Origin of the sequence: Kribbella sp. CA-294648 (genome assembly GCF_050943845.1) — a bacterium.
In the GTDB taxonomy this organism is placed as follows: Bacteria; Actinomycetota; Actinomycetes; order Propionibacteriales; family Kribbellaceae; genus Kribbella.
Genome location: NZ_CP191981.1, coordinates 2,654,812 through 2,679,540 on the forward strand (window position 1 = coordinate 2,654,812; position 24,729 = coordinate 2,679,540).

Below are 24,729 nucleotides of genomic sequence, written 5' to 3' on the forward strand. Positions count from 1 at the left end.
CTCAAGCCTCCAACCTGGTCAGTGGTTGGCAGCTCAACGACTCAGGGAGTGAAGGATCCGCGGTCGCGAGAACGTCGGCAATTGCCACCCGCCCCCGATCGATCCCGACCCCACCTAGGGCCTGTTAGAACTGGGACCGGCCCAGGCCATGGCGCTCGCATGCGTACGAGCTACGGCTAGGCTCGTCCGCATGCTGAACCGGCTTCCGTTCGACGAAGCGCTGCGCTCCGCCGTGGGCATCCCCAAATGGAGCAAGCTTCTGGACAGCAGTCCGCGGTCACGGGTGTGGCGGGTCCGGCTTGCCGACCGGAGTTTGGTGATCGTCAAGCAGATCACCGACGGCGGGGACACGGGCGCCGACGCGGACAAGCGCTTCGCGCGGGAGGTCGCCGGGCTTCGCCTGGCGGGGCGGGCGATCGGGCCTGCCGTGGCTCCCGCGGTGCTCGCCACGGACCTGCCCGCGCGGGTGATGGTCCTCGAGCACCTGGACGACCTCGGCAAGACGGATGACTGGATGCCGGGGTACGCCGAGTCGCTCGCCCGACTGCACGCCCTGACCGGACCCGCCGACGAGGGCGCGCTCCCGGCCTGGTCAGGGCCCACGGCCGCGGACGCGGAGTCCTTCCTCGCCCTGGCCCGGGCGCTCGACGTGCCCGTCCCGTCCGCGGTGCTCGATGAACTCACCGCCCTCCTGGACCGGTTGGACCCCACTCCGCATCATGCGCTGCTGCACGGCGACCCGTGCCCCGGCAACGATCTGCGCACCACCGACGGTGTCCGTTTCGTCGACTTCGAACGGGCTTCGTTGGGCAACGGACTGGTCGAACTCGCGTACTTCCGCATCGGCTTCCCCACCTGTTGGTGCGCGATGTCGGTCAACGCGGCCCCGCTCGGGGAGGTCGAGGACATCTATCGGACCACCTGGCACGACCTCACCGGCAGGGATGTGCCGGGCGACCTCGCCGACGCATGCACCGGCTGGCTGATTCAGGGAGACGCGCTCGTCGAGCGAGCCCACCGCGGGACGGTCGACCAGCTCGCTCGAGTACCCACCGAGGACTTCGAGTGGGGCTACATCTCCGCCCGCGAACGACTGGTCCACCGCCTCGGCGTAGTCGCCGACATGACCCGCGACCACGACCACCTGCACGCCGTGGGCCGCCTCAGCTCCACCCTGGCAGTGCGCCTGTTGAAACGCTGGCCGAAACTGCGGCCGCTGCCCGACCACGACACCCGCCCTTGGTACTAGGCCCTGTTATAGAAGTGCCGTTGTGCTGGGTCTGCCGTCCGTGGATGTCGCGGGCGGCCGTGCCAGATCGTTGAGTCGTGGGCGATCCGGTCTGGTTTGGCCTCACGACGCTGTGGTGATCCAACCGGTTGGGCGCGGGAGCACAGGTGCGGTGGCCCAGCAGGTGAAGGATCCCGTCGGGCGGGCGACGACTCCTAGCCGCCCGCAGTCACGGCCTTGAGCTCGTCCAGCGATTCCCGCATCAGCCGCGACATCTCGCGTTCCTCGTCCGCGGCGATCCATCGCTCGAAGCCAACCTTGAAGACGGCGATCCCGGCCGCGGCGGTCAGGCTCGCGGCCGGCTCCGCAACACCACGTCCGTGCAGAGCGTCGGTAAGCGCGGCTGACAACGAGGCGAGCTTGATCAGCTCGCGCTCCTGGAGTTCCGCGTTGGCCACGATGACGGCCTGTCGCCGGCGGAAGTGTTCGCGGCGGTCGACGAACGCGGTGGAGACCGCTTCAAGGCCAGCCGCTACCACGTCGATCGGGGCTGCGGATTCCGGAGCTTCGGCGACTGCGCTCGCGAACAGCACCTTCAGGATGTCGGAGCCGTCGAACAGCACCTCGCGTTTGTCGGCGTAGTGCCGGAAGAAGGTCCGCTCCGTGAGCCCGGCCCGTTTGGCGATCTCGGCCACGGTGGTCTGCTCGTAGCCGCGCTCGCTGTAGAGCTCCAACGCCGCTTTCGCCAGGCGTCCGCGCGCGTTCGGCTCCCATCTACTCATGCGACAGATCCTACGTGATGGCAGTGACTGACATCGTTGTGTTAGCGTTGATGACAGGCACTGACATCAACGGATTGGAATCGTCATGCGCATCTTTGTGACCGGCGCGACCGGCTGGATCGGCTCCGCCGTCGTTACCGAACTCGTCGATGCGGGGCACAAGGTCTTCGGGCTCGCACGGTCCGACGCCTCCGCCACCGCCCTGACCGCCGCCGGAGTAGAGGCCGTCCGCGGCACCCTCGACGACCTCGACGTCCTGCGGGACGCGGCCGCCGCATCGGATGCGGTGATCCACCTCGCCTTCAAGCACGACATCGGCTTCACCGGCGACTACCAGGGCGCCGCCGAGGCCGATCGCCGCGCCGTCGATGTCTTCGGCGACGCGCTGGCAGGCACTGACCGCCCCTTCGTGGTCGCGTCCGGCCTGGCCGGCTTCGAGCCGGGTCGTCTGGCGACCGAGCGGGACATGCCCATGATCGACGGCTCACCGCTGTCGATCCGAATGGCCACCGAACAAGCAGTACTGGCACTCGCCTCGCGCGGTGTGCGCTCATCCGTCGTACGGGTGTCCCCGACCTGCCACGGCGAAGGAGACCACGGCTTTGTGGCGGCCCTGGTCGCCATCGCCCGAGCCAAGGGCGTCTCCGGTCACATCGGCGACGGCTCCAACCGCTGGCCGGCCGTCCACCGCCTCGACGCCGCGCGGCTGTTCCGCTTGGCCGTCGAGAAGGCACCCGCCGGATCGGTGCTTCACGGCGTTGCAGAGGAGGGCATCCCGCTCCGCGACATCGCGGAGGTGATCGGCCGTCTCCTGGACGTGCCGGTCACGGCCGTCAATCCCGAGATCGCCTCCGAGCACTTCACCTGGCTAGGCGCCTTCCTCGACCTCGACGTCTCGGCGTCGAACACCCTGACCCGGGAGCTGCTGGACTGGCGGCCAACCCAGCCCGGCCTTCTGCAAGATCTCGACATGGGCCACTACTTCCACACCTCTGCCACCACGCAGCCGTAGTTATTCATCAGAATCATCAACGAGGAGACGCAATGACCACCACCCTCACCGCCGTCGAGCCCGCCAGCGCCACCGGGGCCGCAAAGGAGCTGCTCGACCAGGTCCAGAAAGCCTTTGGCACCACGCCGAACATGACGAAGATGATGGCGAACAGCCCGGCTCTGCTGCGCGGTTACCTGGCACTGTCCGGCGCGCTCGCCACCGGCACGATCAACGCCGGGAGGCGCGAGCAGCTGGCGATCGCGACAGCCGAGACAAACGGCTGCAACTACTGCCTGTCCGCGCACACCTACATCGGTGGCGCTGTCGGCAAGCTACCCGCTTCAGAGCTGGACGCGGCGCGCGATGCGAAGTCCGCCGACCCGCACACGAGCGCGCTGCTCACCCTGTCCGACGCGATCCTGCGCACGCGTGGCCGCGTCGCACCCGACCAGATCGAGAACGCCCGGGCAGCCGGCGTGACCGATGCCGAGATCGGCGAAGTCGTCGGCCACATCGCGCTCAACGTGCTGACCAACTACTTCAACGTGCTCACCGACGTGGAAAACGATTGGCCGGTCGTCGTCGAGCCGCGGACAGCCGTCCAAGCCTAGCCGGGCGGTTACACAAGGAACCTTGAGTGGAACTGCCCCAGCCCGCGGGAAATCTTTCGTGGGCTGGGACAGTTTCGCAGGTGACCGTGTGAAACTTGGTGCCAGTGGGACGACGACGTCTGGCGCGGCTGCAAGGACGGCCCGATCCGCACCGGACCGATTGCCGCACAGGTTCGCGACGGCCGGTACCCATGCCCGTAGGAACCTCAGTACCGGATGAAGTCCTGAGGCCAGATCCGTGGAACCACGGTACGACGGGGTAGCCGCGCACTTCGAGACACTGCTGATGAACCCAGAGCCAGTGATCCAATCCACGCTTGCCCCAAGGCGGACCGGAATACCGCCCACTCTTGAATGGCGCCGGTTCCCAGTCTCCCGGCACTGCCATCTGTACGAGGACGAGCCCGAGCCCGAGCGTGTCGTCGGTGAGGACCTGATCTACCAGGCGCTGCACGCGGCGTTGTTCGCCGCGAGCTGGACGCTGTCGTGGGGTGAGTCTTGAGGCGGTTCTTGGGCCCGTGCCTGATCACGGCAGACGCCGATCGGGCAAACTGGTCCGCCGAGCAGGTCCCCGCAGTCGTGCCGGACATTACTGGTCTCACACTTCATGTTGCCGAGCGCTGCTGTGTAGACGCACACCTTCAGGCTCAACGATTTGATTCGCCGGCCGCTGTCGAGGTCGACCGTCGGGAATTGGGTGCCGTCGGAGCCGCAGCCCCCAGTGCACGTACCTTCATCAGTCCTCCGAGAGAGATGTCGCGAGCAGGCTCGCGCCCGCCTGCTGAATGTGTCGCGACAGTACGAGTTGTCGCCGACGTGTCTCTGCCCGTACCGCACCCGTACCGCGAGGTTGCGCGTCGCCGCGACTCCAAGATCGGCTGTAGCACCAACTGGCGCCCGGAAGAGTTCAGTCAACTAGTCTTCACTGACCTGTTGGCCGCGAACGTCGATCGGGCGGTCCGCCGGTCCATCCGGACGTCGTGGGCTCAGCGGCCTGCTGTCTCCGCAGCGACTGCCGGCCCCACCGTCGTACCGGCGAGGCCTTTCTCGCTTTCGAGGGAGGCGCTTTCGTTTGTGGGATTGGGTCTCACAGCGGCTCTTGTTAGCGTTGGCGCCGTGACCTCGACCGATGACCTGCTCGCGTTGATCCGGGACACCCCAGGCCTCGCCGACCTGCTGGACTCGTCGTTCGAGTTCAGCGTCTCCCGCAACGAACACGGCGAAGCGGTCCGGGTGGCCTCGGGAGCGTCGTTGGAGGCCATCGCTGGTGACGGCTCCGGCGGAACCTTTTTCCTGTGCCGTGGCGGGGATGGGCATCGGCCTGTCGTTTTCGCGAGCTCCGAAGGTCAGGCTGGCCTGATCGCTGATGACTTGCAAGCTGCGCTGGAGATCATCACTGGTCTGGTCGCGTGGCAGGACTGCCTGAAGTTCTCAGGTGGAGGCAGCTTGGATGCCATGGAAGCCGCCCATCGGCTCCTCGAAAGGGACATGGTCAGTGAAGAGCCCGAGATTGCCACGCACCGGGCCCGCGTCGCAGCGGATCTGGCACTGCGCGACGTGCCTGTACCCGAGCTCCTCGCCCGGCTGCGGGACGCGGTGGCCAGGACCGAACCGGATTACCTGGTGGTCAGTGAAGCGGGCGACGAGTACGAGTCTCTCTTCGGAAGGTTCCGGCCGAGCGACAACCCGAACTGGCGATGAGCCAGGATCCCACTGATCCAGGTGTGGTTCTCCAGTTCAGGGACTCGGCCGGCGGACGACGGAAGGACAGCAGATCGGCAGGGTCTGAGGCAGCTTTGTTGCTCACGGCTTCGGGTTCGAGCAGCGCCTAGCGCTGCACTGCTTGCAGCGCGGAGGTAGCTGCTCTTGCTTTCAACCGCATCCAGGACCCGACGGATGGTGTCCGGCTTGGAAGATCGCGAGGGGTTTTGCTGCTTTCGGCGGCCGCCTACGGAGCAGATGGGCTGCGATTACCCTGCTCAGATCTTTCGGCCGACGGCTCCGACGGAGCACTTCTCGACCCAGTTGCGATTGCAGTTGCCTGTCTTTATTGGCCAGTCGTCGCACTGCACGAGACCGGGCTCGACGAGGACCTGGTTGGGGAACAGTGCCTTGATCTCCTTGTGGGTCCGGAACGTTCCCCCGCCGAACTCGCTGACGAGTCCGCGGGCGATCTGCTCGGCCCAGACCAGTTGGCGCCGGCCCCGGCGGTTGAGCAGCTACCCGGCGAACGGGCGCTGACGGGCGTTGCCTCAACGCGTTGAGGTGGGACGGCTACCCGGCCAGCTCTCTGGTTCGCATATCGTCAAGCCGGTACGGAGACCACCGAGCATGTCCTCAAGGCGCCCGACCTGACGCGCTCGCACTGCACGAATGCCGTCATCGACGTGCTGGAGCACGCGGCCTCGCGGTGAGGAAGATGGATCAGTCCGGGGCCGCGGCTACACCTTGGTTCCGCAACGGCTTCTGAGCCGTCCAGAGCCCAAGATGTTCGTACTTCGTTAAAACTCCGGCTCAGCTGGGAGCTCTGCGAGGAAGTGTGCTTGACTCCACCGATCGATAACGGGTCGATCCCGCCAGATTGGGTGGAGCTTCAGTGGCTGAAGGACGGCACAGGCAGGCGCAACACCGTCAACCGCGCCCGAAGTTGGTCCGTCCCAACATCGTGAAGATTGCCGTCCCCGGTGCGGCGATGGCTGTGATGGCCACCGGTACGGCGGTCGCCTTCGTCGACCACGCTCCCTCGGCCAGGGAGGCGGTCAGCGCCAGTTCGTCCCTGCAGTCGAAGCGTGAGGCGCCGGCGAGCCGGGACGCTCTTCGCCCGCCGGTCGACGTCGACCCCGGTCAGGCTGCGAAACCTGTCGCGAAGCACCTGAAGAAGCAAGCCCCGATCCCGAAGACGTCGGCCAAGACGAGGGCGGCGGAGGGGGCGAAGAACCTTCCGCCGGTCAAGATCGCGGGCAGCAAGTACACCACCACCGACGTGAACGTCTGGTCCGCGGCGGGCGGCACCGGCAGCCTGCTGACTGTCCTGGCGAAGGGCAGCAAGGTCGCCGTCACGGGCGAGGTCGATGGAATCTGGGCCCAGGTCGTCCGCGATGGCGTGGTCCGTTGGGTGAAGGCGCAGTACCTGTCCGCCACCAAGCCGGCCGCCGGCGTGGTAGGCGGTATTTCCCTGGAAGCCTGCAAGTCGGGCTCTTCGGTCGAGAACGGCCTCACCGCCGATGCCGTCCGGGTGCACCGAGCGGTCTGCAACAAGTTCCCCAACATCACCTCCTACGGCGGTCTGCGCTCGGGCGACTCCGGCAGCGAGCACTCCAGTGGCCGGGGGCTGGATGTAATGGTCAGCGGTTCCGAAGGCCAAGAAGTCGCCGACTGGCTGCGGGCCAACCGCAAGAAGCTCGGCATCAGCGAACTGATCTACAGCCAGCGCATCTGGACGGTCCAGCGCAGTAGCGATGGCTGGCGCTCGATGGAAGACCGCGGCGGTCCCACGGCCAACCACGAGGATCACGTCCACGTCTCCGTCTACGGCAACTCTGGCACCGCCTGAGCAGCGGTTCGACTTGCGTACGAGGCGCCAGCCGGACGATCGAGCCCGGATCCGAGACCGCCGTAGAGGCATCGGGCTGACGCTCGCTCGAGCAGTCGAGCAGCAGTCCGGGCACTGACCGGCAGTCCCGCCGTGACGGTGAGCCAGTGGGTGCGGCCAGTTCTTAGGTGGATCGATCGCCGTTTGCCGTAGTGCTGTGGGTTGGGGTTGGCACTGATTCGGGCAGGTTGCAGGCGTTGGGTGGCTAGCGTTTCTTCCAGCACGGTGGTGGCTGGGTGAGGGCGAGTTTGGGAGTCCAGCGGTGTTCGAGTTGGTCGATGGGGGAGAAGATGAGGCAGCCGATGTGGTCGTCGCGGTGTAGGAGCCAGTTGGAGATGGTCAAGACTTCGCAGCCGGCGTAGCCGCGGATCGCGGCGAGCAGCATGGCGAGGCCGTAGAAGATCACGGCGGCGTCTTGGGTCCAGGCCAGTGGCGGCGCGTAGACCGGGGTGAGGTAGAGGACGAGGAACCCGGCGAAGTTGACCACGGTGGCGACCGGGCCGGTCGCTGCCAGTGGTGCCGGGCTTTTCCTGGCGCGCAGCCACTGCCAGCCGGTGAACAGGCTCGGGAGCACGATCAGTCCCGTGGCGATCGACCAGGGCGAGATTCCGCTGGGGAAGGGTGGATCGATCAGGGTCCAGATCAGGTAGCCACCCAGGGCGAGCCGGGCGGTGGTGCCCACCGGGCCGATCTGGCGTCGGCTGCGTTCGGGCGTGGATTGCAGGGTGGCTGAGGAGGAGTCGTTCATGGGGGCCTCTTGGATTCGCCGCGTGAGGATAGCTGTCATTCGATGCTTGACCCCGTACGTGGGTCCGAGGTCAAGACCTTGGAGTGTGATGCCGGAGCACGTCGGCTGGCCTTCCAGCCGAGTTCGACGCCGCTTCGCAGGTTGCAGATCTCAGTGCGTTCGGCCTTTGAGACCGCGTGGTCGTTGTCGGTCAGTTGGTTGTGAGCAGATGGCCGAACAGGCGCCGGGCGAGGTCTTCGGCCTCGGCCGGGGTCAGGATCTGTCCTGGGACGTGGGGGTGGGTCTCGGTCCAGGTCTTTGCGGCTGCCTGGTCGGTGAACAGGTTGAGGTAGTCGCAGCAGCAGTCCGCCGACGGCCCGCCGCTTTCATCGGCGCCGACGAAAGCCACCGCCTGCTGCGGATTCCAGTTCGTCACACCGTCGCGCGTGGTGACCGTGATTGGGCGGCCGCTGGTGACGTCGACGGACTCGATCAGCGTGTTGTGCCCGGTCATAGCGGCGATGCCGAGTGCGTCGATCGCGCACATCGCATAGACGTCGACTCCATTGGTCGGGCTGCCAATGCGGACGCGGTGCCGGGTCGGTGTGGCAGAGAACGGGTACGCGACCGCGATCTGACCGACGGCAGAGAGCCGGATCGCATCGACCGCATGCAGCGCGGTGAGCAACTCGGCCGCAGTACGGCCGCTGCCCGCCGCGATCTGCTCCAGATCGCGGGGGACCGGCGCCCGTCCAGTAACCGCGAAGCTCCGCAAAATCGCCTGATGCACCGCGTTCTCGACCGGGTCCAGCGGCTGCGCGCGGGTCCGCCACTGGCTCAGCACCTCCGCAGGCGACGGCGACGGCGTCTGGTCCGCCCCGACGGCGGTGGTGATCGCGGCGCGCAACTGGTCGACCGACGGAGCAGGCACGATCCGCCCGGTTTCGTCGTGGTAGAGCCGGCACGACAGGCTGCCTGCGGGGTCGCCGACGACGGTGAACGGGTCCGTTCCGTTGATCAGCAGGGTCGGTGAGCCAGCCATGCCGAACCGGGCGGCATCGGCGTCGGTCTCGATGAGCCGGGTGGCGACAGGTACGTCGGTGATGTCGGCGAGTCGTTGCAGCATCGGTGGAAGGTTGGGGCAGTCGGGGACGTGCAGGACTTCGAGCCTCATCGGGTCACCTCCGGGCGGTGGTCGATCGCTTCGAGCAGTGCGCAGCTGCGGTCGGCGCGGGGCAGCTCACAGGTGGCGACCAGGTCGGCCAGCGAGTCATGCATCCGTTGCAGGTCGCGGATCCGCGCCGCCAGGTCGGCGCGCCGATGCTCGGCCAATGCTCGGGCCGCGTCACAGGCGTCCGGACCACCGGTATCGAGGTGGAGCAGTTCCTCGACCTCGTCGAGAGTGAAGCCGAGCTCCTGGGCGCGCTTGATGAACCGCAGCAGCCCGACCGTGCTCGGTGGGTAGTCGCGGTAGCCGCCCGGCGTACGGGGCGGCTTGACGAGCAGCCCGCGGCGTTCGTAGTACCGCAGCGTCTCGGTGTTCACCCCAGCCTCACGGGCCAGCTCACTGGTTCGCATACCACCCATCGTCAACCCTGGACCCAACTACGGAGTCAAGCCCATCGTTTCGTCACGCCGTCGAGGCTGAATGGGCCTGGGTTGGCGACTGGCTGGTCATGATGGTTCTGTCCCGCGGACCTCGACTGCCCGCCGCCCAGAACTCGACTCGAGCTACCTCTTGGATCGTCTCCGCGACGAGCTGCGGAACTAGCGAGCTTGGGGCAACTTCTGCGGTGGGACGCCGCGCTCGAGTCCGGGCTGCGGCGGGGTTGTTCGGACGTCTGGTGAAACTGGTGCGCTCCGGCCGGGGTGGGTACCGGGTCGCCGGGTCGCGGCGCCCGCTGGGGCCAGGAGTTGGGGCGGTGGATGCGATGCCCGGTGAGTACGACGAGCCCATCGACGATCTGTCGGCGCCGCGGCTCACCGGCCAGGACTCGCCGCCTGCCGATTCGCTGATCGAACAGTCCGCGGATGACGTCGTGCCGGAAGACTCCGTACCGGTTCCGCTCGACGACGGGCCGACAACTGCCCGGGTGGAGCCAGTGGTGGTGCCGCGGTGGGTGCAGGCGGTCGTGGTTGCCGTCGCGCTGTTCGCTGTGACGATGCTGGCACGGGCGGCCGCGCCGGTGCTGGTGCTCTTCTTGATCGCCGCCGTATTGGCACTGATCATCAATCCGATGGTGGTCCTGCTGGAGCGGGGCCGGGTGCCGCGGGGGCTCGCGATCGGTGTCGTGTTCGTGGCGTTCTTCGCGGTACTGGCCGGTGCGGTCGCGTTGCTGGTCCGGCCGGTCGCTGCGCAGGTGTCGGAGTTCCAGTCCGATCTGCCCCGGTTGATCGGTTCGGCGAACGCGTCGCTGGCGGATCTGCAGCGCTGGCTGGACGAGCGCGGCATCGGCATCCAGGTGAAACGGCCGGGCGAGACGGCGCTCGAAACCTTGCAGGCGTCGATCCTGCGGGGTTCTGGTGACGTTGTCGCTTTCACCCGGGATCTGGTCACGATGATCGTCGAGGCCGGCTTCAAGTTGATCCTGATCCTGGTGATCGCGATCTACATGCTGCTTTACGGCCAGCAGATCGGGGCCCTGGCCCGCGACCTGATGCCATCCGGTGACGGCAGCATCGAGGACGACTACCCGGTCCGGATCCAGCGAGCGGTTTCCGGCTATGTCCGCGGCCAACTCACCTTCAGCTTCATCATGGGCCTGTCCGCCGGGATCTCGCTGTGGCTGTTCGGGGTGTTCGGGATCTTCCCGGCCGGAAAGACCTACGCGGTGTTCTTCGGTGTGTTCTACGGACTGATGGAGCTGATCCCGTACCTCGGACCTGTCCTCGGTGCGACACCAGCGCTGCTGGTCGCACTGTTCCAGGGGGAACCGCTGACCGCACTGTGGCTGCTGATCCTGTTCATCGTGCTGCAGCAACTCGAGGGCCACATCGTGGCCCCGCAGGTCTTCAGCCACACCCTGCGGATCAACCCGTTGATCGTGCTGTTCTCGCTCCTGCTCGGCGGCCACCTGCACGGCATCACCGGCGCCCTCATCGCGCTGCCGCTGGCCGCGGTCGCCCGCGAAACCGCGATCTACCTGCGACGTCATCTGATGATGGAACCCTGGGGGACCCCCACTGCTGCAGTACTGCGCGCCCAGCCGTCCGGGCCCGTATCCACCCCCCACCTGCCCCCCACAAAGGCAAGTCCACCCGCCGCCATCGCCTGGCTTGGCAGGCGGGTCCGGCGCTGGTTGCCCACTCGGTCCCGATCCACCGAACCAGAAAACCCAGCCGGCGACACAGACCCACCGCCCGCTGGAATGCCGCCACCGTAAGTCGAGGTCCATCGCGGTCGCAGCGATCGCTATCGCACCGGTCCACCCACGGGCGTTGGTGGCTGCGACGGCGTGGGCCGGCCGTCGCGGAGCATCGGACTCAGGCTTCGGCAAAAAGGTCCGTGCGGTGCCGCCCAGAGGCAAAGGGTCGCGTAAAGGTCACGCTGACAACACGAAGGCCCAGGAGCAGATTGCGATGTCTGCCTGGGCCTTCGTGTTGGTGCGCCGCCAGGGACTCGAACCCCGAACCCGCTGATTAAGAGTCAGCTGCTCTGCCAATTGAGCTAGCGGCGCATGTTTCTTTTGTTGCTTTCGAACGAAGAGGATCGTAGCAGGGGTTTTGGGTGGATGCGAAATCGGTTCGTCAGGGGTGGAGGTCGAGGACGGCCATGGCCGCGTTGTGGCCGGCGATTCCGCTGACGGCGCCGCCGCGGCGGGCGCCGGAGCCGCAGATCAGGAGGTTGGCGACGTCGGTCTCGACCCCCCAGCGGCCGGCCTCGGAATCGTCGTCGGACCAGGGCCACTGGAGGTCGCCGTGGAAGATGTGGCCGCCTGGCATGCCGACGGATTCCTCGATGTCCAGTGGGGTCTTGGCCTCGATGCACAGGTTGCCGTCGGCGTCGCGGGCGATGCACGGTTCGAGTGGTTCGGCCAGGTACGACTCCAGGCCGGCCAGCACCCGGCGTACCGACTCGGCGCGAACGGCGTCGTTGTCGGAGGCAAACAGGCGGGTGGGGAAGTGGACACCGAAGACGGTCAGGGATTGGTGGCCGGAGGCAACCAAATCGGGGCTGAGGATCGACGGGTCGGTGAGGGAGTGGCAGTAGACCTCGGAGGGTGGCACGGAAGGCAGTACGCCGTCCGCGGCCGACCGGTACGCCGTCTCGAGCTGGCCGTAGTCCTCGTCGATATGGAAGGTGCCGGCGAAGGCTCGCGTCGGGTCGTCACCGGAGCGCAGCTGGGGGAGCCGGGAGAGCAGCAGGTTGATCTTCAGCTGGGACCCCTCCGGCTTCTCGCCGGCCGGTCGTCCGCGGAGAGCCGCAAGCGTCGCAGGCGCGACATTGGCCAGCACATAGGAGCAGTCGACTGATCGCTCCCCGTCGCCACCTAGCCAGGTGACAGCCGCCCGCTTGCCGTCGGCCTCGACGGAGGTCACCGAAGCGTCGACCACCAGCGAGGCGCCGGCGCGACGGGCAGAGCCGGCCAGTGCGTCTGTGACTGCGCCCATCCCGCCGACAGGCACCCGCCACTCGCCGGTGCCGTTGCCGATCAGGTGGTAGAGGAAGCAGCGGTTCTGGATCAGCGACTCGTCATGCAGCCCGGCGAAGGTGCCGATGACCGCGTCGGTCGCCACGACGCCTCGTACGGTGTCGTCTTTGAACAGGTGCTCCACGACCTCGCCGAACGGCCTCTCGACCAGCGCGGCCCACAGAGCAGGGTCCACTCGCTTGCGGATCTCTGAAGCCGGCACAAGCGGCTCCAGGAGCGTCGGCGCGAGTACACCCGCCAGCGAGGCGACAGCGTCGTAGAAAGACGTCCAGGCCTCGTACTCCGAGTCGCTGCCGGTCAGGGCCGCAAAGGACGCGCGGGTGGCTGCCCCCTCGGGTCGCTCGACCATGAGGCCCAGGTCGCGCCCGTCCCGGCGTACAGGGGTGTACGACGCCACGGAGCGAGACCTGAGCTCCAGGGAGAGGCCTAGGTCGGCCACGATCTTGTCGGGGAGCAGGCTGACCAGGTACGAGTACCGCGAGAGGCGGGCGTCGACACCCGGGAACACCTGCTGGCTGACCGCTGCGCCGCCCGTGTGGCCTTGCTGCTCGAGTACTAGCGTGCTCAGCCCGGCACCGGCGAGGTACGAAGCCGCGACGAGGCCGTTGTGGCCTCCGCCGACGATCACGACGTCGTAGAAGTCCTTCATCAGACCGGCCAATCCAGTTCGCGGTACGCGGCGTCCCAGAACATCCACTCGTACCTGGTGGTGGTGGCGAAGTGCTGGTGGCAACGGCTCCGCTCACCCGGCCCCACCTCGGCGCCGAGCCGGTCTGTCACTGCCAGTACCGACTCTACGACCGCATCGAACTCCTCTGAGCCGTACGCCGCGATCCACTCGGCGTAGACCGGGTCCGGCGAGGAGTGCTTGAGCAACTCGCGTCCCACGTCGCGGTAGATCCAGTAGCAAGGCAGCACGGTCGCCACCGCCTCGGCGTACGTCCCGGTCGCGCAGACGGCCGTCAGGTAGGACATGTACGCCGTGGTGGTCGGTCCGGAGCCGACAGAGTCGACGTCGGCCGAGGTGAGGCCCAGTGAGCCCAGCAGTGAGCTGTGGAGCTCCCGCTCGACCTCGATGGCGTCGGCGGCGTGGCGGGCGAACATGCTGACCGCATCCTCGTCCACGGCTCTGGCGGCGACCAGTGCGAGAGCACGCGAGTACGAGCGCAGATAGTGACTGTCCTGCACGATGAAGTAGCGGAAGGCGCTGTGCGGCAACGTCCCGTCGGTCAGCCCGGTGATGAAGGGATGCCGCACGATGTCGCCGTACACCTTGGCGGCACCGGACTCCCACAGCTCCGCGGAAAACGTCATCCCTGCTCCTCCAGCTCGACTGCGACCGACCCTAGTGCCAGGCCGCCGAACTGACACGAGACGAAGATCACTCCGCGGTCGTACCCTGACGCCATGACCATCCAGGGGGAGACCACCGAGCAGGATGCGCCGCTCGTCATGCCGCCGGATACCGCGCTGCTCAGCCGGATCCGCGCGTCGGTCATCGGGGACGATCAGGTGATGCCCGGTCCGTACGGGCCACGCCGGGTCACGTACGCCGACTACACCGCCTCCGGTCGCGCCCTCAGCTTCCTGGAGGACTTCATCCGCGAGGAGGTGCTGCCGCGGTACGCGAACACCCACACCGAGTCCAGCGGTACCGGCTTGCAGACCACCCGGTTGCGGGAGGACGCCCGCAAGATCATCCACGACAGCGTCAGCGGTGACGACGAGACCGCGGTGATCTTCTGCGGCTCCGGCGCGACCGGCGCGATCGACAAGCTGATCGGCGTACTGGGCCTGCGGATCCCGGCCCAGCTGGACGACGAGTACCACCTGACCGACACGATCCCGCCGGAGCAGCGGCCGGTCGTCTTCATCGGCCCCTACGAGCACCACTCGAACGAGCTGCCGTGGCGCGAGTCGATCGCTGACGTGGTGGTGATCGGCCAGGACGCCGACGGGCACATCGACATCGCGCAACTGGAGAGCCAGCTGGCGAAGTACGCGGACCGGCCGCTGAAGATCGGCTCGTTCTCGGCGGCCAGCAACGTCACCGGCATCGTCACCGACACCCAACTGGTCTCGGCGCTGCTGCACCGGTACGGCGCGCTGTCGTTCTGGGACTGCGCCGCCGCCGCGCCGTACGTCGAGATCGACATGTACGGCGGCCGCGACACCGATCCGCTGGCCTACAAGGACGCGATCTTCCTCAGCCCGCACAAGTTCATCGGCGGACCCGGTACGCCGGGCGTGCTGGTGGCCCGGCGTGAGCTGCTGCGCAACCGCGTTCCCGACGTACCGGGTGGTGGCACGGTCGCGTACGTGAACCCGACCGAGCACCGCTACCTCGACGACCCGGTCCATCGCGAGGAGGGTGGGACGCCGGCGATCATCGGGTCGATCCGGGCCGGTCTGGTGTTCCAGCTCAAGCAGGCGGTCGGAATCGACGTGATCCGGGCGCACGAGGACGCGTACCTGCGGCGCGCGGTCGAGGCCTGGCGCCACGAGCCCGGCATCCAGATCCTCGGCAATCTCGACGCCGAGCGGTTGTCGATCGTGTCGTTCGTGATCAAGGCGCCGTCGGGGCGGTACCTGCACCACAACTTCGTGGTGGCGGTGCTGAACGATTTGTTCGGGATCCAGTCGCGCGGCGGCTGTTCGTGCGCGGGACCGTACGGGCACACGCTGCTCGGCATCGATCTGGAGAAGTCGCACGAGTTCGCCGAGGAGATCGTGCACGGGTGCGAGGGGATCAAACCCGGTTGGGTCCGGGTGAACTTCAACTACTTCATCTCCGAGGCGGTGTTCTCGTACGTCGTGGAGGCGGTGCGCCTGGTCGCCCAGCACGGCTGGCGGCTGCTCGGTGACTACCGTTTCGACCCGGCGAGCGGTCTGTGGAAGCACTACCGCGGACCGGTGGAGCCGCCGATGCGCCTGTCCCAGCTCGGCTACGACGCCGACGGCAAGCTCCGCTACCCGTGTCACCACGACACGGCACCCGAGTCGGCGCTGGAGGGTTACCTCGCCGAGGCGCGGGAACTGCTGTCAGCCTGCCAGTCGGCGGCTACCGACACCGAGGCGACGGTGAACGAGGAGTTCGACCACCTCAGATGGTTCGACCTACCGTCGGGCTGCCTCACGAAGTCGTTGTCCGCAACGCCTCTTCGTACGCACCATCGTCCCCCGGAGTCCACGGCACCCCGTTGAGCAACAAGGTGCGCTTGGCAACAGGAGCCTTCGTCGTCACCAGCACCGGCTCCGCCTTCAGCTTGCACCCACGCCGATAAGTCTTCTGAGTCACCCGTACGCCGACCGCGCCCGCCCCCTCGGCGTACACAACCGCCCGCACCCGCTGAGCACACCCAGTAGGCGTAGCCACCACAAGCACCAACTGCCGAGAATTCCCCTTAACCACCTGAACCGACATAACCCCAGCCGCAGTAGCCCGAACAACCCGAGGCGCACCACTAGCCGCAGTGCTCGGGCTGACCACAGCCGAAGGCACCCCCACCGGCTTCTCCTCAGCCGAAGACCCCCCAAACACCTTCGACAACACAAACACCGAAAACGAAAGCACCCCCACCAAGAAGGTCACCGCCACAGCAACCCCATACCCAACCCACACACTGCCGGACGCTTTCACCCCCCGAATCCTTCCAGCCCCACACCCCCAAACCAACAAGACCCGCCACAACCGCCCCCTGAGGTTCACGGACTAACTCCCGAAGCCAGCCCCCTGCCGTAGCTTCCACCCGCCCAGCACCGCACGTGGTCCCGCAGCCTGTGGGGCGGGTGAAAGCAGTTGTTGTTCAACAAGCGGCCTACGCAGGAGGTACCAGCCGCCGAGGCAGGCGGCCCCATGCCGGGCCAGCCGTCGCTGCAGCAGGCGGCCAGGCCGGAGCCAGCCGTGGGTTGGGTGAAAGCAGCTGTTGTTCAGCAGCCGGCCATCCGCAGGTGCCACCCGTTGCTAAGGCAGGCGGCCCGGCCGCACCCGGCTGCCAGCGCCAGCCATCAGCTGTACATCCCCACGCATGTGCTGGAGCCCGCACCCCGGCGAAGCGAAGCGAGCAAGCCACCCGTATGTGCTGGAGCCCGCACCCCAGCGAAGCGAAGCGAGCAAGCCACCCGTATGTGCTGGAGCCCGCACCCTGGCGAAGCGAAGCGAGCGAGCCACTCGCATGTGCTGGAGCCCGCACCCTGGCGAAGCGAAGCGAGCGAGCCACTCGCATGTGCTGGAGCCCGCACCCTGGCGAAGCGAAGCGAGCGAGCCACTCGCATGTGCTGGAGCCCGCACCCCGGCGAAGCGAAGCGAGCGACCCAACAGCAACCACAGACCGCGGGCACCCACCTCAGCCACAGACAGGGGGGGTGCGGGTGGCGGAGCCCCCGCCGCGCGGCGAGCGGAGCGAGCCGCAGATATGCCGAAGGCGACCCGGTCCGCGCTTTCCGCGGACACAGGTCGCCTTCGCCTGAGGGTGAGTAACGGGACTTGAACCCGCGGCCCCCTGGACCACAACCAGGTGCTCTACCAGCTGAGCTATACCCACCATGTTCGGCCGCCTCGATCAGCGCGGCTCGGCAATCATAGCGATGATGGTCAGTTACCTGAAATCGGGGCGCTGATCAGGCTGGCGGCGGCCTTCGCGGTCTCGGTGTCGGGGCCGGGCTGGGGCACGAAAACGGTCTGCCGGTAGTACCGCAGCTCGGCGATCGACTCGGTGATGTCGGCGAGTGCGCGGTGGTTGCCGTTCTTGGCCGGCGTCGCGTAGTACACGCGTGGGTACCAGCGGCGGACGAGCTCTTTGATGGAGCTGACGTCGACGTTGCGGTAGTGCAGGTGGGCTTCGACCTTGGGCATGTCGCGGACCAGGAAGGTGCGGTCGGTGCCGACGGAGTTGCCGGCCAGCGCGGCCTTGCGGGGTTCTTTGACGTAGCCGGAGATGAACTCGAGGACCTGTTGTTCGGCGTCGGCCAGGGCGATGCCGTTGGGCAGTTCGTCGAGCAGGCCGGAGCCGGTGTGCATGTCGCGGACGAAGTCGCCCATCTGCTCGAGGGCTTCGGCAGGGGGCGCGATCACCAGGTCGATCCCGTCTCCGAGCACGTTGAGTTCGTAGTCGGTGACGAGCACCGCGACCTCGATCAGGGCATCCTTGTCGAGATCGAGTCCGGTCATCTCACAGTCGATCCACACCAGCCGGTCGTTCATGAGGACCCACCTTACGGCGACACGCCGACACCGTCGCGCCCGGTAGCGTCAGGCGCGGGCGTGGCGGCCGATGTGGATGCTCCGGACCGACAGGGCGGTGAGGTCCGTACGGCGGCCGAGGTAGTGCTCGGAGTCCGGGTCGAGCAGTTGTCGCCAGATCTCCAGATCCGCCGCGGGCAACGCCAGTTCGGCCGGCAACTCATGCCCATGCCCGTGCCCATGCCCATGCCCGTGACCGGAACCGGAACCGCGAGCCGCTCCCGGCGTGAGTTGCTCGACGCGGTACCGGAGCGCCTTGACCACCTGGTCCCGGTCGGCCTCGGACAGCGGTACCGGCTTCTCTGTCAAAACGCTCCGGGTGGTCACGTCCTGCAACCCCGACCGCCGCAGCGCTTCGGTCCACCCGTACGGCATCGGCACAGACCCAGGAAGCGCGGCACGCATGGCGGCGAACCAACGGTCCTGCGTCAGATCCAGCCGAACCTCCAGACCTGGTTCACCGATTCCGAGGTCCCACGGCAGATAGCGCGACGGCAGCCCACCCTCGGCCAGAGCCAGGCGGCCGTCCGGCGCCAGCAGCGACACCAGCGCATCGATGGCCGCCTGCTGGTCGCCCGCGTGATGCACGGAGGCCGACGCCCAGATGAGGTCCGCCGGGGCGCCGATTGCCGCACGCAACGGTTCCGGGCCGTCGTCCATCGAGGCCAGCTCACAGCGCACGGCTCCACCCGTGTGGGCTCGCGCTTCTTGCAGTACTCCGGCGTCGGCGTCGATCGCGACCACCGTGCCGCCGGGAAGCGCGGCGGCCAGCGCCTTCGCCATCCCACCGGCGCCGCAGCCGACGTCCACAGCCAGCCGGTCGGTCGGCCGGACCAGCGCGGCCGCGACCTTCTGGTTCCAGTCGGCGTCACTGGTCGCGGCCTCGCGGAGGTGTTCGGCCTGGTCCGCCCAATCGATCTCGATCATGTGCTCAGAATGCCTTCCCGGGTCGCTCGGGACACGATTCCTTGCCGACTCGGCAAATCTCCCGGCGACATCAGGGCTAGCACGGTTGCAGTGCCACTACCCAGAGTGCTGTCCTGTCTAAGGGCAGGGGTTGAGGGAGGTGGGGCTATGCAGGGGGTTGTCGCGCGGCCGCGGCTGACCAAGCTGCTCAACGAGGGCGTTCGTCGCCGCTTGCTGACGGTGGTGGCCGATGCCGGGTTTGGCAAGTCCACTCTGCTCACCTCCTGGGCTGCTGAGCGGCGCTGCGCGTGGTACACGGTCCGTGCCGAGGACCGCTCGCTCGCTGCGATGGTCACCGGACTGGTTGACGCTCTGCGGCGCCAGGTGCCCGCACTGTCGACCGTGCTCGCCGCTGAGCTCCAGGGCCCGCGCGGCCCGGACGCTGACGCCGAGCAGGGCACCAGAGCGCTCGCGTACGCCGCTCTGCTGGCTGACGCGCTCGAGCAGAACCTGAGTGATGACCTCATGCTCGTACTGGACGACCTGCACGAGCTCAACCCGAGTGACCCAGCCACGAAGCTGATCGAGGGCCTGGTGCGAATCGCACCCCCCTCGTTGCATCTGGTAGTCGCCTCGCGCACAGCCATCCCGTTCGGGATCGACCGGTTGCGGGGCAGAGGCCAGGTGCTGGAGATCGACGCGACAGCGCTGGCCTTCACGGTAGAGGAGACCCTTGCCGTGCTGGACGTAGTACTGGGTGAAGGGGCTGAGGAGCTTGCTGAGCCGTTGCACGCCGCAGTACAGGGGTGGCCGGCTGCGGTGCGGCTTGCTGTTGAGGCGTTGCGGACGGTGCCGGCGTCGGAGCGGCAGGCGCGGTTGCGGCGGGCCCTGCGGTCGGACGGGCCGCTGTACGACTACCTGGCCCAAGAGGTCTTCGCAGCAGAGCCTCAGTCCGTACGACGGTTGGTCGCGGCGGTGGCCGTCTTGCCGAAGTTCAGTGCGGAGCTCTGTCAGGCAGTAGGGCTCACGGACAGTGCAGAAACCCTGCATCAGCTCTGTACCAGAGGTCTACTCGTCTCCGCCGGTGATGTGGATGGTTATGAGCTCAACCCGCTCGTTCGGGACTTTGCCATCGACCGGCTGTCCGTGGACGAGATCGGGATGGCTGACCTGACTCTGCAGGCCGGGCAGTGGTTCGAGTCCGTCGGTGAACTGCGGGACGCTCTGGCTTGCTACCAGGCCGTCGACCCGGCCCAGGTGGCCCGGTTACTCACCCAGCGAGGGCACGCGATGGTGAGTGGTGGCCTCGCCGAAGTGGTTGTCGTAGCCGTCACTGCTCTGCCGCAGGAGCTGCAGGATGCTGCGATGGACCAGCTGGAAGGTGAAGCCCGGCAGGTGCTCGGCGACTGGCAGGGCGCGGAGGAATGCTTCGACCGGATCATCGAGCCGGAGGGCGAGATCCCGGTCGGGATCGCCTGGCGGCTCGGCCTGATCCATCACCTGCGCGGCCAGACCGATGTTGCCGTCGCCATGTACCGGCGGGGGCGGATCGACGGCAAGCACCCCGCTGAGGAAGCCCTGCTGCAGGCCTGGTGGGCGGGAGCGCACTGGCTACGCGGCGAGTTCGACGAGTGCCGTGAGCTGATCGCGAGCGCGGAGGTGTCTGCCAAGGTCTCCGGAGACGACCGGGCGCTGGCGATCGTCCACACCGTGCTCGCGATGCTTGCGGCGGTCGACAGCGACCCCCGCGGCAACGCTTCCCACTACGTGCGGGCCCTGGAGCATGCGAGGCGCGCGGGCGACATCCTGCAGTCGATCCGGATCAGGGTCAACCGCTCGTCGCACCATATCGGCGAAGGTGACTACGCACTCGGCCTGGAGGAGCTGGAGATCGCAGTGGAGCTGGCGGATCGCGCCGGCTTCGCAGTGTTCCGGGCGCTGGCCTTGAACAACCGGGGCGAGGCGCTACTGCGTCTCGGCCGGCTGGACGAGGCAATCGGCGAGCTGGAGGCATCGCGGGCGCTCTACCAGAAGCTGGAGTCGAAACGGGTCGCCCAGCCGCTCGCAGTACTGGGTGAGGTCTACCGCGAGCGCGGGGATCGGGCGATGGCCAGGGCTTGTTACGAAGAGGCCATCGCCATGGCAGATGACACCAAGGACATGCAGTCGCTTGTACCGTCGCTGGCCGGCCTTGCCCGGGTCCTGGCGGTAGAGGAGCCCGAACGGGCCGCGGAGCTTGCCCAGATGGCCAGGCAGGCAGTGGCCTACGGCCCGGTCCTTGGTCTGTCGGGTGCGCTTGTAGGGCTTGGCTGGGTGACGCTGCACGCCGGCAACAAGGCAGAGGCGGCAGCCGCTGCCGAGGAAGCGGCCGCGCTGTGCCGTCGCCGCCGTGACCGAGCCGGGCTGGCCGATGCGCTCGAGCTGTACGCAGCAGCTGATGGTGGCGAGGTACTGCACGAAATACTGAACATCAGACGGGAGCTGGGCGACCCCCTGGGAGAGGCTCGGGCCGAGTTGATGCTGGCGAAACGTACGCCGGGCCCGGAGGGTCGTGAGCTCGCACTACGGGCTCACGAGCAGTTCCTGGCTGCCGGCGCGACTCGCTATGCAGCAGCGGCGTTGGCGGCCAGCCAGCAGACAGGGCCGGCTTCGGTTCGCATCGAGTGCCTGGGCGGCTTCCGTGTACTACGGGACGGCAAGGCGATCCAGCTAGGGGAGTGGCCGTCCAAGAAGGCGCGCGACCTCCTCAAGATCCTGGTAGCCCGCCGATGCCGCCCTGTGGCGCGAGTACAGCTACTGGACCTCCTCTGGCCGGACCAGAGCGAGTCAGTCGCCTCCCCGCGACTGTCGGTCGCCCTGTCGACTGTGCGCTCTGTGCTCGACCCGGAGAAGCGGCACCCGGCAGACCGCTTCATCGGGGCCGACCGAGCGACCATCTGGCTGGACGGGGACCAAGCCGCTGTCGACGTCGAAGGCTTCCTCTGCGACGCCAGGGCCGGCCTGGACGGCAACAACCTGGCACTGCTGCGCTCAGCCGAAGCGGCGTACAGCGGGGACTTCCTGGAGGAGGACGTGTACGCCGACTGGGCCGCCGGGATGCGTGAAGAGGCCAGGGCGCTCTATGTCCGGGTGGCGCGAGTGCTTGCCGAGCGAGGCAAGGACGACCCGGATGCGGCCGCCGGGTACCTGCTGCGGATCCTTCAGCGCGACCAGTACGACGAACGCGCTCACCTGGGACTGGTCACGGCGTTCCAGGCCAGTGGGGCCCATGGCGAGGCCAGGCGGGCCTACCGGACCTACATCCAGCGGATGGCCGAGCTGGAGGTCGAACCGGCTCCCTACCCGGCGGTGCCGGCCCGGGTTTAAGACTGGCTGAAGGTTGGTCCGCACCATCGGGTTATGGCAGCTCCGGTACACCACCTGGATGTGACGCGCGAGTTCGGCGTCACCGACGATCACGGCCTCCACTCGGGCCGTGACTACCGCGCTGCCGCCGGTACGCCGATCAGGGCCACCATGGCCGGGGTCGTCGTCCGGGTGACTGCCGAGCAGGTAGTGGTCGAGTCCAATGCGATCTGGCATCTCTACGACCACCTGGTGGGCCCGGAGGTGAGTCAGGGCGACACGGTGGAGACAGGGGATTGCCTTGGCGTTGCGGCCGGGCCACACCTGCACTACGAGGAGCGGGTCGCGCCGTACGGGCCGGGGGACCATCGCAACCCCCGGTTCGACCTGCACCCGAACGCACGGCTTCGCACGTGAAGGCGTGAAGGCGTGAAGGCGTGAAGGCGTGAAGGGGAGGAGGTGGCGTCGAGCGGGCCGGCCGAGGAGGGAGCTGCCGAGCCGCTCGACGCTACCGTGACCGGATGATCGCTACCAGGTTCGGTACCGCCCGGCTGGCGCTGCTGCCACTACGGGTCGAGTACGCCGAAACGATGGCCGACGTACTCGCCGATCCAGAGCTCTACGCCTTCACCGGTGGCGAGCCGCCGACGCAGGCAGCCCTCACGGAGCGCTACCGGCGACAGGTTGCCGGCCCGGGACGTCCGGGGGAGTCATGGCTCAACTGGGTGATCAGTACGACGGCCGACGACGAGCTGATCGGCTATGTCCAGGCCACTGTGAGCGGTGACGAGGCAGAGATCGCCTGGGTACTCGGGACGGCTTGGCAGGGCCACGGCTATGCCAGGGAGGCGGCGGTCGGGCTGGTGGCCTGGCTGGACGCTCATGGGGCGCAGCGGATCGTCGCGCACGTTCACCCCGAGCACAGCGCGTCAGCTGCCGTCGCTGCGGCCGCTGGGCTCAGCAAGACGGCTCAGCTGGACGACGGGGAGCACCTTTGGGTGCGCCGGAACGCAGAACAGGCCCGGCCGTAACGGCCGGGCCTGCTCAAGCGGTGGTTCAGACCGGGCGGACGTTCTCCGCCTGCGGGCCCTTGGGGCCCTGGGTCAGGTCGAACTCGACCTTCTGGTTCTCATCGAGCGAACGGTAGCCGTCCGCCGCGATCGCCGAGTAGTGCACGAAGACGTCGGCGCCGCCGCCGTCCTGAGAAATGAAGCCGAAGCCCTTTTCGCCGTTGAACCACTTCACTGTTCCGCTAGCCATGATCTGCTCCTTGTGTGGGGCGGGTAACAGGTCCCGACGGTCGCCGGTCCCCTGGTTGCCGAACGAGCCCTCCCACACCAGACCTAGGCCCAGAAATAGGAAAACGCCCTGCGGATCACAAATCCGCGGGCGTCTCAAAAACGAACGTGGAACTGCAAAACTGCAACCGAGAGAAACGGTAGCACACCGTCGCCGCCGGGGGTGGGTACGTGCCGGACAACCTGATCGGCCGTGTCTATCAACTGATCGGAAATGTGACCTGCGTCATGCCTTGACCCTCTCTCAGCGCGCGGCCTACTGTATTCGGTATACAACGGAGGAGGCTGCATGAGAGTAGCGATTCTTGGCGCGGGCGCGATCGGTGCCTATGTCGGCGCCGCGCTGCACCGCGGCGGGACCGAGGTCCATCTTGTTGCCCGCGGCCCCCATCTGGCCGCGATCCGTAAGCGGGGCGTCGAAGTACTGAGTCCGCGCGGTGACTGGGTGGCCCGTACGCCGGCCACCGACGACGCCCGAGAGATCGGCCCGGTGGATGTGGTGTTCCTCGGGTTGAAGGCGAACTCGTATGCGACCTGCGGCCCGCTCATCGAGCCGTTGCTGCACGATAAGACCGCCGTCGTGGCCGCCCAGAACGGCATTCCCTGGTGGTACTTCCACGGCCTGCCCGGCCCGTACGAGGGTCGCCGGATCGAGTCGGTCGACCCCGGGGGAGAGGTGACCCGGGTGCTCTCGCTCGAGCGGGCGATCGGCTGCGTCGTCTACTGCTCGACCGAACTGGTCGGCCCGGGAGTCGTTCGGCACCTTGAAGGCACCCGATTCTCGATCGGCGAGCCGTCAGGCGGACTGTCGGACCGCTGCCTGGAGTTCAGCGCGGCGATGATCGCCGGCGGGCTCAAGTGCCCGGTCGAGGAGGATGTCCGCAACGACATCTGGATCAAGCTGCTCGGCAACGCGGCCTTCAACCCGATCAGCGCGCTGGCCCGCGCCACGATGGTGGAGATCGCCCAGCACCAGGGCACCCGCGCGATGGTCCGGCTGATGATGGAGGAGACGCTCGAGATCGCCAAGGCGGTCGGCTGTACTCCGGACATCTCGGTCGACAAGCGGATCGACGGCGCCGAGCGGGTCGGCGAGCACAAGACGTCGATGCTGCAGGACCTGGAGAAGGACAAGCCGCTCGAGCTGGACGTCATCCTGGCCGCGGTGGTCGAGCTGGCCGACCTGACCGGCACCAAAGCGCCGACCCTGCGCGCCGTCCACGCGGTCGCGGACCTGCTCTCCACCAAGGTCGGCACCACCGCGGCGAGGGCCGTCTAAGCGGGCCGTCCAAGAGGGCCGTCAAGAGCCAGATGGGTCCGGAGCTGTGTGCCCTGCCAGGCGCCTCCGGACC

Annotated in this window: 21 protein-coding genes and 2 tRNA genes; 12 read left to right on the forward strand and 11 right to left on the reverse strand. The window is 67.5% G+C overall.

Annotated elements, in window-relative coordinates; translation table 11 throughout:
• Window positions 1–190 precede the first annotated feature (190 nt).
• Complete coding sequence (locus ACQPYM_RS12855) at window positions 191–1,249, forward strand: phosphotransferase family protein (RefSeq protein ID WP_433019799.1); 1,059 nt, start codon at window positions 191–193, stop codon at window positions 1,247–1,249.
• A gap of 194 nt (window positions 1,250–1,443) precedes the next feature.
• On the opposite strand, the gene ACQPYM_RS12860 is transcribed toward ACQPYM_RS12855, so the two are convergent.
• Window positions 1,444–2,010 (reverse strand): TetR/AcrR family transcriptional regulator, encoded by a 567-nt coding sequence (locus tag ACQPYM_RS12860; protein ID WP_433019802.1) that lies wholly within the window; start codon window positions 2,008–2,010, stop codon window positions 1,444–1,446.
• Window positions 2,011–2,095: 85 nt separating this feature from the next.
• On the opposite strand from ACQPYM_RS12860, the gene ACQPYM_RS12865 reads away from it, so the two are divergent.
• From ACQPYM_RS12865 to ACQPYM_RS12885, 5 genes are all read left to right on the forward strand, one after another.
• The gene (locus ACQPYM_RS12865) at window positions 2,096–3,022 is read left to right on the forward strand and encodes an SDR family oxidoreductase (protein WP_433019805.1); all 927 of its coding nucleotides are present in this window, start codon (window positions 2,096–2,098) and stop codon (window positions 3,020–3,022) included.
• Window positions 3,023–3,054: 32 nt separating this feature from the next.
• Complete coding sequence (locus tag ACQPYM_RS12870; RefSeq protein WP_433019808.1) at window positions 3,055–3,615, forward strand: carboxymuconolactone decarboxylase family protein; 561 nt, start codon at window positions 3,055–3,057, stop codon at window positions 3,613–3,615.
• Between the two features lie 286 nt (window positions 3,616–3,901).
• Window positions 3,902–4,117: a hypothetical protein gene (locus ACQPYM_RS12875; protein WP_433019811.1), complete on the forward strand. Its 216-nt coding sequence runs from the start codon at window positions 3,902–3,904 to the stop codon at window positions 4,115–4,117.
• Window positions 4,118–4,758: 641 nt separating this feature from the next.
• Window positions 4,759–5,316 carry a hypothetical protein gene (locus tag ACQPYM_RS12880; RefSeq protein ID WP_433019814.1) on the forward strand — a complete coding sequence of 186 codons (558 nt, stop codon included), beginning with the start codon at window positions 4,759–4,761 and terminating at the stop codon, window positions 5,314–5,316.
• Between the two features lie 991 nt (window positions 5,317–6,307).
• Complete coding sequence (locus ACQPYM_RS12885) at window positions 6,308–7,168, forward strand: SH3 domain-containing protein (protein WP_433019817.1); 861 nt, start codon at window positions 6,308–6,310, stop codon at window positions 7,166–7,168.
• Window positions 7,169–7,412: 244 nt separating this feature from the next.
• On the opposite strand, the gene ACQPYM_RS12890 is transcribed toward ACQPYM_RS12885, so the two are convergent.
• From ACQPYM_RS12890 to ACQPYM_RS12900, 3 genes are all read right to left on the reverse strand, one after another.
• Window positions 7,413–7,955, reverse strand: a complete 543-nt coding sequence (locus tag ACQPYM_RS12890) for a hypothetical protein (RefSeq protein ID WP_433019820.1) — start codon at window positions 7,953–7,955, stop codon at window positions 7,413–7,415.
• Between the two features lie 190 nt (window positions 7,956–8,145).
• On the reverse strand, window positions 8,146–9,108 hold the full coding sequence (locus ACQPYM_RS12895; protein WP_433019823.1) for an alkylmercury lyase family protein: 963 nt from the start codon (window positions 9,106–9,108) through the stop codon (window positions 8,146–8,148).
• The gene (locus ACQPYM_RS12900; protein ID WP_433019826.1) at window positions 9,105–9,512 is read right to left on the reverse strand and encodes a MerR family transcriptional regulator; all 408 of its coding nucleotides are present in this window, start codon (window positions 9,510–9,512) and stop codon (window positions 9,105–9,107) included. The genes ACQPYM_RS12895 and ACQPYM_RS12900 overlap by 4 nt, the downstream gene beginning before the upstream one ends.
• A gap of 353 nt (window positions 9,513–9,865) precedes the next feature.
• Here ACQPYM_RS12900 and ACQPYM_RS12905 point away from each other — a divergent pair, with 353 nt between their 5' ends.
• Window positions 9,866–11,317 (forward strand): AI-2E family transporter, encoded by a 1,452-nt coding sequence (locus tag ACQPYM_RS12905; RefSeq protein WP_433023263.1) that lies wholly within the window; start codon window positions 9,866–9,868, stop codon window positions 11,315–11,317.
• A gap of 218 nt (window positions 11,318–11,535) precedes the next feature.
• Here ACQPYM_RS12905 and ACQPYM_RS12910 read toward each other — a convergent pair.
• The 3 genes from ACQPYM_RS12910 to tenA form a co-directional block, all read right to left on the reverse strand.
• Window positions 11,536–11,611: transfer RNA gene (locus ACQPYM_RS12910), tRNA-Lys, on the reverse strand.
• Between the two features lie 70 nt (window positions 11,612–11,681).
• Window positions 11,682–13,235 carry a phytoene desaturase family protein gene (locus tag ACQPYM_RS12915; RefSeq protein WP_433019829.1) on the reverse strand — a complete coding sequence of 518 codons (1,554 nt, stop codon included), beginning with the start codon at window positions 13,233–13,235 and terminating at the stop codon, window positions 11,682–11,684.
• Window positions 13,235–13,900, reverse strand: a complete 666-nt coding sequence (gene tenA / locus ACQPYM_RS12920; protein WP_433019832.1) for a thiaminase II — start codon at window positions 13,898–13,900, stop codon at window positions 13,235–13,237. Before tenA ends, ACQPYM_RS12915 begins: the two co-directional genes overlap by 1 nt.
• Window positions 13,901–13,993: 93 nt before the next feature.
• Here tenA and ACQPYM_RS12925 point away from each other — a divergent pair, with 93 nt between their 5' ends.
• On the forward strand, window positions 13,994–15,790 hold the full coding sequence (locus ACQPYM_RS12925) for an aminotransferase class V-fold PLP-dependent enzyme (RefSeq protein ID WP_433019835.1): 1,797 nt from the start codon (window positions 13,994–13,996) through the stop codon (window positions 15,788–15,790).
• A gap of 1,267 nt (window positions 15,791–17,057) precedes the next feature.
• On the opposite strand, the gene ACQPYM_RS12930 is transcribed toward ACQPYM_RS12925, so the two are convergent.
• The 3 genes from ACQPYM_RS12930 to ACQPYM_RS12940 all read right to left on the reverse strand — a co-directional run bounded on the left by ACQPYM_RS12930 (window position 17,058) and on the right by ACQPYM_RS12940 (window position 18,755).
• Window positions 17,058–17,130, reverse strand: a tRNA-His gene (locus ACQPYM_RS12930).
• 50 nt (window positions 17,131–17,180) lie between these two features.
• Window positions 17,181–17,789, reverse strand: a complete 609-nt coding sequence (orn, locus tag ACQPYM_RS12935; RefSeq protein ID WP_433019838.1) for an oligoribonuclease — start codon at window positions 17,787–17,789, stop codon at window positions 17,181–17,183.
• A 48-nt stretch (window positions 17,790–17,837) separates the two neighbouring features.
• The gene (locus ACQPYM_RS12940; RefSeq protein WP_433019841.1) at window positions 17,838–18,755 is read right to left on the reverse strand and encodes a class I SAM-dependent methyltransferase; all 918 of its coding nucleotides are present in this window, start codon (window positions 18,753–18,755) and stop codon (window positions 17,838–17,840) included.
• A 147-nt stretch (window positions 18,756–18,902) separates the two neighbouring features.
• On the opposite strand from ACQPYM_RS12940, the gene ACQPYM_RS12945 reads away from it, so the two are divergent.
• The 3 genes from ACQPYM_RS12945 to ACQPYM_RS12955 all read left to right on the forward strand — a co-directional run bounded on the left by ACQPYM_RS12945 (window position 18,903) and on the right by ACQPYM_RS12955 (window position 23,110).
• A complete protein-coding gene (locus ACQPYM_RS12945; RefSeq protein WP_433019844.1) occupies window positions 18,903–22,100 on the forward strand; it encodes a tetratricopeptide repeat protein in 3,198 nt (1,065 codons plus the stop codon).
• 33 nt (window positions 22,101–22,133) lie between these two features.
• Complete coding sequence (locus ACQPYM_RS12950; protein WP_433019847.1) at window positions 22,134–22,496, forward strand: M23 family metallopeptidase; 363 nt, start codon at window positions 22,134–22,136, stop codon at window positions 22,494–22,496.
• 104 nt (window positions 22,497–22,600) lie between these two features.
• Window positions 22,601–23,110, forward strand: a complete 510-nt coding sequence (locus ACQPYM_RS12955; protein WP_433019850.1) for a GNAT family N-acetyltransferase — start codon at window positions 22,601–22,603, stop codon at window positions 23,108–23,110.
• 25 nt (window positions 23,111–23,135) lie between these two features.
• Here ACQPYM_RS12955 and ACQPYM_RS12960 read toward each other — a convergent pair whose 3' ends face one another.
• Window positions 23,136–23,339, reverse strand: coding sequence for a cold-shock protein (locus ACQPYM_RS12960; protein ID WP_026163488.1), 204 nt, complete (start codon window positions 23,337–23,339; stop codon window positions 23,136–23,138).
• Window positions 23,340–23,666: 327 nt separating this feature from the next.
• Here ACQPYM_RS12960 and ACQPYM_RS12965 point away from each other — a divergent pair, with 327 nt between their 5' ends.
• Complete coding sequence (locus ACQPYM_RS12965; protein ID WP_433019854.1) at window positions 23,667–24,656, forward strand: 2-dehydropantoate 2-reductase; 990 nt, start codon at window positions 23,667–23,669, stop codon at window positions 24,654–24,656.
• The last annotated feature ends 73 nt before the right edge of the window (window positions 24,657–24,729 follow it).